Raw genomic sequence first — 6,601 nt, 5'->3', positions numbered from 1 at the left:
CTTGAACTAATTGAACTGACAGGGCGTTGTCTTCGTGAAGATAAAGCAGGTTACATTGAAGAAAATCAACCAACCTTGCTAACTCGGCTTAATATAAGCCCTGAAAACTGGCTGACACTAAGCAAAGGCTTTAGAAAACTCTTTCATGGCGCGGTGGGACATAGCGATGTATTGACCGAGTACTGTGAACACCAAGGGTTAAAGAGACGAACCAATGTCACTTGCTGTGATAAACTATTGGCTTAACAACTCAACGCTCAGCAGACCCCTTCTTTTATACCAACACATCAAGCCTGATTTTTTGTCATGTCTAAAAAGCACTAATCCTCGTATTTGTTTAGAGGTTTAGTACCGATTAATATTCACTAGAAAAATTTGAGGTTATTTTGAGTGAATAGTTAGCTGGTGTTATTGTTTTTTTTGGTTGCTTTATAAGCGAGTGTCCTACATATTTCTATTTCGATAAATTCTAGCTAGTAAAGCCTTCGCAATTATAGGCGAAGAGGCTCTAGCTATGGGATAAACATCTCGGGCTAAAGTTGATGATAATGTTGCAGTAATCCTTGCCATTTTAAAACTCCTTTTTTACGTTATCAGTTTAGTTATCGTCTTCATCATCGTCATAATATATTGAGGTATCTATGGGAGGATCAGACTCTACATCCCATGTGCAGCGACTAACAATAACATTATTATTGACTGCAATAACAATCTCTTCTTCTAAAGAAAGTTCACAGGAAACAACTAAGGGTTTACCACGTGCTTCATAGTTTTCTGTAGAATCCATAGAGGCAGCTCCCCACATGAAATATTCCACATCGTCTTTATAGGCTTTAATTTCTTGTGCCACCACAAATTGCATAGGTAAAAATATTCCCGCAATGTTATGCCTAAATACCGCAGGGAAATGAAAGTTTCCGTGTTCATCAGTAACCGTTTCGTCGTACTGCGCTTTGTTATAGTCCACCATACGTACTAACTTAACGCCAGCCACTGGTTTACCTTCAAAATTTATTACACCTGTCATTTCTGAAAACAGGCATTGTTTTACGCTCATCGCAGTTACTCCATATGAAAACAATAATAATAATAAAATTGGAAGAATGTATTTATTCATCTTATTCCTACTTACTGCTTAGTCCGTTAAAATCGAGTTTATGATGATAAGGTATTGATATAAAAATAACAATCTCACCCTCAACTCCCATCACCCACATATTCCAAGTCCCATCATCCATATATCCCAATTTGACATCCAGGTATTTCCATCCTCGTTATGCCCGCGGTTTCGCGCAGTAATTCCAGAAGTTAAGCCTTCGTCATTCCCGAAGTTACTGATCGGGAATCCAATCTCTTAAAACCACTAAACTTTGATTTTTATGGTATTCATTGGCACTAGTTTTGTTTTTAAAGTATGGATGCCCAGATTTCAGTATTCTACAACAGAGCCAAATAAGTAACCGAAAATTTAGCCGTCTCATGCCATAAATATGCTGGCATGTGATGTTTAAGTTGCCAGTATTTTTAGAGGGATGTCTTCTGTTTTTCTGTAAGTCATTACCTGAAAAAGAACATATAGCAACATTCTTGACCAGTATCGAGGTAGATCCAGCGTCGTTTTTTAATATGAACAGTACCAATCAACAGATCAAGCAACGCATTGAAACCAATATTGCAGAAATGCAAAGCAACAAATTAAACGGAGTTCCGTCGATCATTGTTAATGGTAAGTATTTAGTGATCAAGTCAAAGGGTGAAAAATATTTTGAATTGGTGAGATACCTTTCAACTTTATAGCATATATCTAACCAGTTCAGCTATAATCACCAGCCCCGTATTCTCCGTCGTTTATTATGAAATATTTATTACTGTGCTGTCTGTTATTCGTTAGTTCAATTAATGCTCAAACCTTCACGTTTACTGCGATCCCCGATGAAGATGAAAGCCGTCTGAGCAGTCGCTTTGACAAAGTGGCGTTGTACCTGACTGAGCAATTAGGAGTCGATGTTAAATACGTCCCCGTTAAGTCTTACAGTGCTGCGATTAGTGCTTTTCGCAACAATCAGGTTCAGCTCGCTTGGTTTGGTGGGTTGTCAGGAGTCAAAGCGCGACATCTGGTTGAAGGTTCTCGAGCTATTGCTCAAGGTTATGAAGATCAATTCTTTAAAACCTATTTTATCGCCCATCATTCAACGGGGCTGACCGAGCAAGCACAACTCAATAAAGATATCGCGAAATTTACTTTTACCTTTGGATCGAAAGGCTCGACATCTGGTCGCTTAATGCCAGAGCATTTCATCCAACAAACGTTTGGAAAATCACCCAATAAAGTGTTTAAACGGGTAGGCTTTAGTGGCGATCATAGCCGAACTATTGCGCAAGTTCAGTCGGGTGCATGGCAAATAGGGGCCGTTAATTACAAGGTTTGGCATAACGAGCTTAACGCGGGGAAAATCGATCTCTCAAAAATTAAGGTAATTTGGACCACCCCAACTTATCCTGATTATCAATGGACTATCCGTGGCGATGTCGACCAACAGTTTTCACCAGATTTTAGTCAGCGAGTGCAAAAGGCGTTACTCGATATGTCGGATCCATCATTACTAGCAAGTTTTCCACGCCAAAAATTTGTCCCAGCAACTAATGATGATTACGAACCGATTAAGGTTGTTGCAAAAGCCATTAAGTTACTATGACACAAGATTGTCCGACAGTGTTTAATATATCCAATCAAGCCATTGGATTTAAAAATCACCCAATATTTTCTAATCTCAGTTTAACGATTAAACAGGGTGAGAAGGTCGCCATAGTCGGGACCAGTGGCAGTGGTAAATCAACCCTACTAAATTACCTGTATCAGTGCCGCAGTGTCGATGTTGCCTATTGCCCGCAAAAATCGATGCTGGTCGTCACGCTGAGTGTTTACCATAATATTTACATGGGAATACTCAACCAGCATGGCTTTTTATATAATTTCATTAATTTGATCCGACCATTTCCGGTGCATAAAACCCGAGTTGAACAGCTAACCCGACGGTTAGGACTCACTGGATTACTTTTTAAATCAATTGATAAGTTATCGGGAGGCCAGCAGCAACGATGTGCCATCGGCAGGGCACTTTATCAGCAACTGCCAATATTTATCGGTGATGAACCATTCTCGGGCTTAGACCCAAAACAAAGCGTTGAACTATTAAAGGCGATTAAGGATCAACATCAAACAGTTGTTGTTGCGCTGCATAATAAAGAAATGGCCCTCAATCAGTTTGATCGGATTATTGGCATAAAGGACGGGGCTATCGCTTTTGATACACCGGCTACTGAAGTAAGTTCCGAGCAATTGGATCTGATATATCACCGCATAGAACACAGTGAATAACCACGTTATGATCACTGTTGACACCACTGCACGAAAGTATCGTCTCATCAGCTTGTTTATCGCAAGCTTGGGTATTCTCACGTTATTGATGGCGGACATTGAAATCAGTGCAACGGATCCAATGGATGAGTTGTTAGCAATTTTAGCAGGGTTTATTAGTCCAGATCTTAGTCAAATCGACTATTTAGCCGAAGCACTACTAACCACGGTTTCTTTTGCGGTGGTCGGAATTAGCATCGCCGCGACGCTTGGGATTTTTCTGGCACCTTTACATCATCTGCCATTGGTTAGCCATTTTTGTGCCTTTATTCGCTCAATTCACGAGTTATTTTGGGCGTTGATATTTTTACAAATGTTCGGATTATCTTCTATTACCGGTGTCTTGGCGATTGCCATACCCTACACGGGAATATTTGCCCGAGTTTATAGCGATATTCTGGAGCAAAGCCCACTGGATCGTCGCCATTGGATTAATGACACTAGCCTCAGTGTTTGGCTTTATACCTGTATTATTCCTTGTTGGGCTGCGATTGCACAATATACTCGCTACCGTTTCGAATGTGCACTGCGCAGTGCCGCGATATTAGGATTCATCGGGCTGCCAACCTTAGGTTATTATCTTGAAACTGCATTTTCGCAAGGACAATATAACCAAGCAGCGGGGTTGTTATTGTTGTTCTTTGCCATGATAGCGACTTTAAAATGGTGGCTTAATATCCGTCTAGTATTGGTCTACCTCATTGCGGCCATCGTCTATTTACCTTGGCAGTCTCAGCTTGAGTTTAAATACCTAGTGCGTTTTATCACTCAAGATATTGTGCCACAGCCATTGCTTGAGCCTACGCTTAATCTAAGTCACTTAAGTCAGTGGTTTGGCGATTTGGTATCAGGTCAAATTCTACCAGGGATGGGGGCCAGCTTATTGCTTAGTGTTAGTGCATTGCTGTGTTGCGGCGTGATAGCGTTGTTAACTTGGCCGCTGGCCTCTAGAGCAATTCTTGGTCGTGGTTATATCTTGGGGCACGGTTTATTAATCGTCATGCGCTCGACGCCAGAAATTATCCTGGCTTTTGTGATTATGCTAATCATTGGCCCGTCAATGCTCCCTGCAATATTGGCATTGGCCCTGCATAATGGCGCAATTATTGGTTATTTGTTGGCACATCGTGCCGATAGAGTCCCGCTGCGAGTCGATCGACCTAACGGTTTAAATTTGTGGGCTTATGAGCTCCAGCCACAGATATATCCAAGCTTTATCAGCCTGATTTTCTATCGCTTTGAAGTCATATTACGTGAAAGTGCCATTTTAGGGATGCTTGGGGTCACCACGCTCGGTTTTTATATTGATTCAGCCTTTGAAGCACTATTTTTTGATGTCGCCTTGATCTTAATTTTAGTGACCGCCGCACTTAATATGTTGGTCAATAGCATCTCACTCCGTTTAAGACGTTATTTAGCGTTAGACCGAATCGTTACCGCTTAATGTCCTTAAAATTTTTGTAATAAGTAAATAACACCACCGCAAAGTAGTAATTAGCAGTAACCAAGCCCGTAGAATATAACAAGGACAGTCGCTCAAATTTGAATAATATAAACCTCTCAACTAGAGTTAGTAAATAAGCATTCTTCGAGAGGTTTTGTTATGACTACTGCAAGAAACCAATTAATTAGCTTAGCTGATACACCTTATTATCATTGTATTTCTCGTTGTGTTCGCCGCGCCTTTTTATGTGGAGAAGATAAAAATACCGGGCAGAATTTTGACCATAGGCGAGGGTGGGTAGAAGATAAATTACTCAGCCTAAGTCAAGTTTTTTCAATTGATGTATGCGCTTACGCTGTTATGAGTAATCATACGCATATAGTGCTTTTTGTTGATGAAGAAACTGCAAAATCGTGGACAACAAGTGAGGTACTTCAACGTTGGCATCAATTATTCAAAGGCACATTAATAACACAGCAGTATTGTCGTGGAGAAGAAACCCCCGATTACCTTATGACTTCTTTACTGGAAACGGTTGCAGTGTATCGCAATCGCTTAATGGATATTAGCTGGTTTATGCGCCTACTAAACCAAAGTATTGCTAGACAAGCCAACCTTGAAGATAATTGCACAGGTCATTTTTGGGAGGGGCGCTTTAAATCACAAGCCTTATTAGACGAAGCTGCTCTTGCTGCTTGTATGGCGTATGTTGATTTAAACCCAGTAAGAGCCAAGATAGCTAAAACCCCTGAAAGCTCAGGGTACACTAGCGTCAAACAACGGGTAATATCAGCAAAAAAAGGGAAACAACCCACAAGGCTACTTCCCTTTGTGGGCAATCCTAGAAAAGAGATGCCAACAGGTTTACCGTTTGAGCTTGAAGATTATCTTGAACTAATTGAACTGACAGGGCGTTGTCTTCGTGAAGATAAAGCAGGTTACATTGAAGAAAATCAACCAACCTTGCTAACTCGGCTTAATATAAGCCCTGAAAACTGGCTGACACTAAGCAAAGGCTTTAGAAAACTCTTTCATGGCGCGGTGGGACATAGCGATGTATTGACCGAGTACTGTGAACACCAAGGGTTAAAGAGACGAACCAATGTCACTTGCTGTGATAAACTATTGGCTTAACAACTCAACGCTCAGCAGACCCCTTCTTTTATACCAACACATCAAGCCTGATTTTTTGTCATGTCTAAAAAGCACTAATCCTCGTATTTGTTTAGAGGTTTAGTACCGATTAATATTCACTAGAAAAATTTGAGGTTATTTTGAGTGAATAGTTAGCTGGTGTTATTGTTTTTTTTGGTTGCTTTATAAGCGAGTGTCCTACATATTTCTATTTCGATAAATTCTAGCTAGTAAAGCCTTCGCAATTATAGGCGAAGAGGCTCTAGCTATGGGATAAACATCTCGGGCTAAAGTTGATGATAATGTTGCAGTAATCCTTGCCATTTTAAAACTCCTTTTTTACGTTATCAGTTTAGTTATCGTCTTCATCATCGTCATAATATATTGAGGTATCTATGGGAGGATCAGACTCTACATCCCATGTGCAGCGACTAACAATAACATTATTATTGACTGCAATAACAATCTCTTCTTCTAAAGAAAGTTCACAGGAAACAACTAAGGGTTTACCACGTGCTTCATAGTTTTCTGTAGAATCCATAGAGGCAGCTCCCCACATGAAATATTCCACATCGTCTTTATAGGCTTTAATTTCTTGTGCCACC

7 protein-coding genes and 1 pseudogene are annotated in these 6,601 nt (G+C 40.4%); 6 read left to right on the top strand and 2 right to left on the bottom strand.

The window, feature by feature from the left end; translation table 11 throughout:
• Nucleotides 1-246: pseudogene (locus HRT55_RS20925) on the top strand (transposase); the annotation flags it as partial.
• A gap of 352 nt (nucleotides 247-598) precedes the next feature.
• On the opposite strand, the gene HRT55_RS20920 reads toward HRT55_RS20925, so the two are convergent.
• Nucleotides 599-1,057 (bottom strand): DUF6795 domain-containing protein, encoded by a 459-nt coding sequence (locus tag HRT55_RS20920; RefSeq protein ID WP_291624394.1) that lies wholly within the window; start codon nucleotides 1,055-1,057, stop codon nucleotides 599-601.
• Nucleotides 1,058-1,503: 446 nt separating this feature from the next.
• Between HRT55_RS20920 and HRT55_RS20915 the strand changes: the two genes are divergently transcribed.
• The 5 genes from HRT55_RS20915 to HRT55_RS20895 all read left to right on the top strand — a co-directional run bounded on the left by HRT55_RS20915 (nucleotide 1,504) and on the right by HRT55_RS20895 (nucleotide 5,996).
• Nucleotides 1,504-1,797 (top strand): thioredoxin domain-containing protein, encoded by a 294-nt coding sequence (locus HRT55_RS20915; RefSeq protein WP_291624392.1) that lies wholly within the window; start codon nucleotides 1,504-1,506, stop codon nucleotides 1,795-1,797.
• 56 nt (nucleotides 1,798-1,853) lie between these two features.
• Nucleotides 1,854-2,696 carry a putative selenate ABC transporter substrate-binding protein gene (locus HRT55_RS20910; protein ID WP_291624390.1) on the top strand — a complete coding sequence of 281 codons (843 nt, stop codon included), beginning with the start codon at nucleotides 1,854-1,856 and terminating at the stop codon, nucleotides 2,694-2,696.
• Complete coding sequence (locus tag HRT55_RS20905; protein ID WP_291624387.1) at nucleotides 2,693-3,379, top strand: ATP-binding cassette domain-containing protein; 687 nt, start codon at nucleotides 2,693-2,695, stop codon at nucleotides 3,377-3,379. Before HRT55_RS20910 ends, HRT55_RS20905 begins: the two co-directional genes overlap by 4 nt.
• Entirely contained in the window at nucleotides 3,372-4,862 is a 1,491-nt protein-coding gene (locus HRT55_RS20900; RefSeq protein WP_291624385.1) for an ABC transporter permease, read from the top strand. The genes HRT55_RS20905 and HRT55_RS20900 overlap by 8 nt, the downstream gene beginning before the upstream one ends.
• 159 nt (nucleotides 4,863-5,021) lie before the next feature.
• Nucleotides 5,022-5,996 (top strand): transposase, encoded by a 975-nt coding sequence (locus HRT55_RS20895; RefSeq protein ID WP_291624382.1) that lies wholly within the window; start codon nucleotides 5,022-5,024, stop codon nucleotides 5,994-5,996.
• A gap of 352 nt (nucleotides 5,997-6,348) precedes the next feature.
• On the opposite strand, the gene HRT55_RS20890 is transcribed toward HRT55_RS20895, so the two are convergent.
• Nucleotides 6,349-6,601 (bottom strand): hypothetical protein (locus HRT55_RS20890; RefSeq protein ID WP_291624380.1); only part of this gene is annotated, 253 nt, incomplete at its 5' end.

It is taken from the genome of Colwellia sp., assembly GCF_013214175.1.
GTDB lineage: Bacteria > Pseudomonadota > Gammaproteobacteria > Enterobacterales > Alteromonadaceae > Colwellia.
This window is presented reverse-complemented; position numbering and strand designations above follow the sequence as displayed.

Excerpts from the sequence above, each read along its gene's own strand:
- HRT55_RS20920 (WP_291624394.1), bottom strand. The coding sequence starts at position 1,057 with ATGAGCGTAAAACAATGCCTGTTTTCAGAAATGACAGGTGTAATAAAT.
- HRT55_RS20915 (WP_291624392.1), top strand. The coding sequence starts at position 1,504 with ATGTTTAAGTTGCCAGTATTTTTAGAGGGATGTCTTCTGTTTTTCTGT.
- HRT55_RS20910 (WP_291624390.1), top strand. The coding sequence starts at position 1,854 with ATGAAATATTTATTACTGTGCTGTCTGTTATTCGTTAGTTCAATTAAT.
- HRT55_RS20895 (WP_291624382.1), top strand. The coding sequence starts at position 5,022 with ATGACTACTGCAAGAAACCAATTAATTAGCTTAGCTGATACACCTTAT.
- HRT55_RS20905 (WP_291624387.1), top strand. The coding sequence starts at position 2,693 with ATGACACAAGATTGTCCGACAGTGTTTAATATATCCAATCAAGCCATT.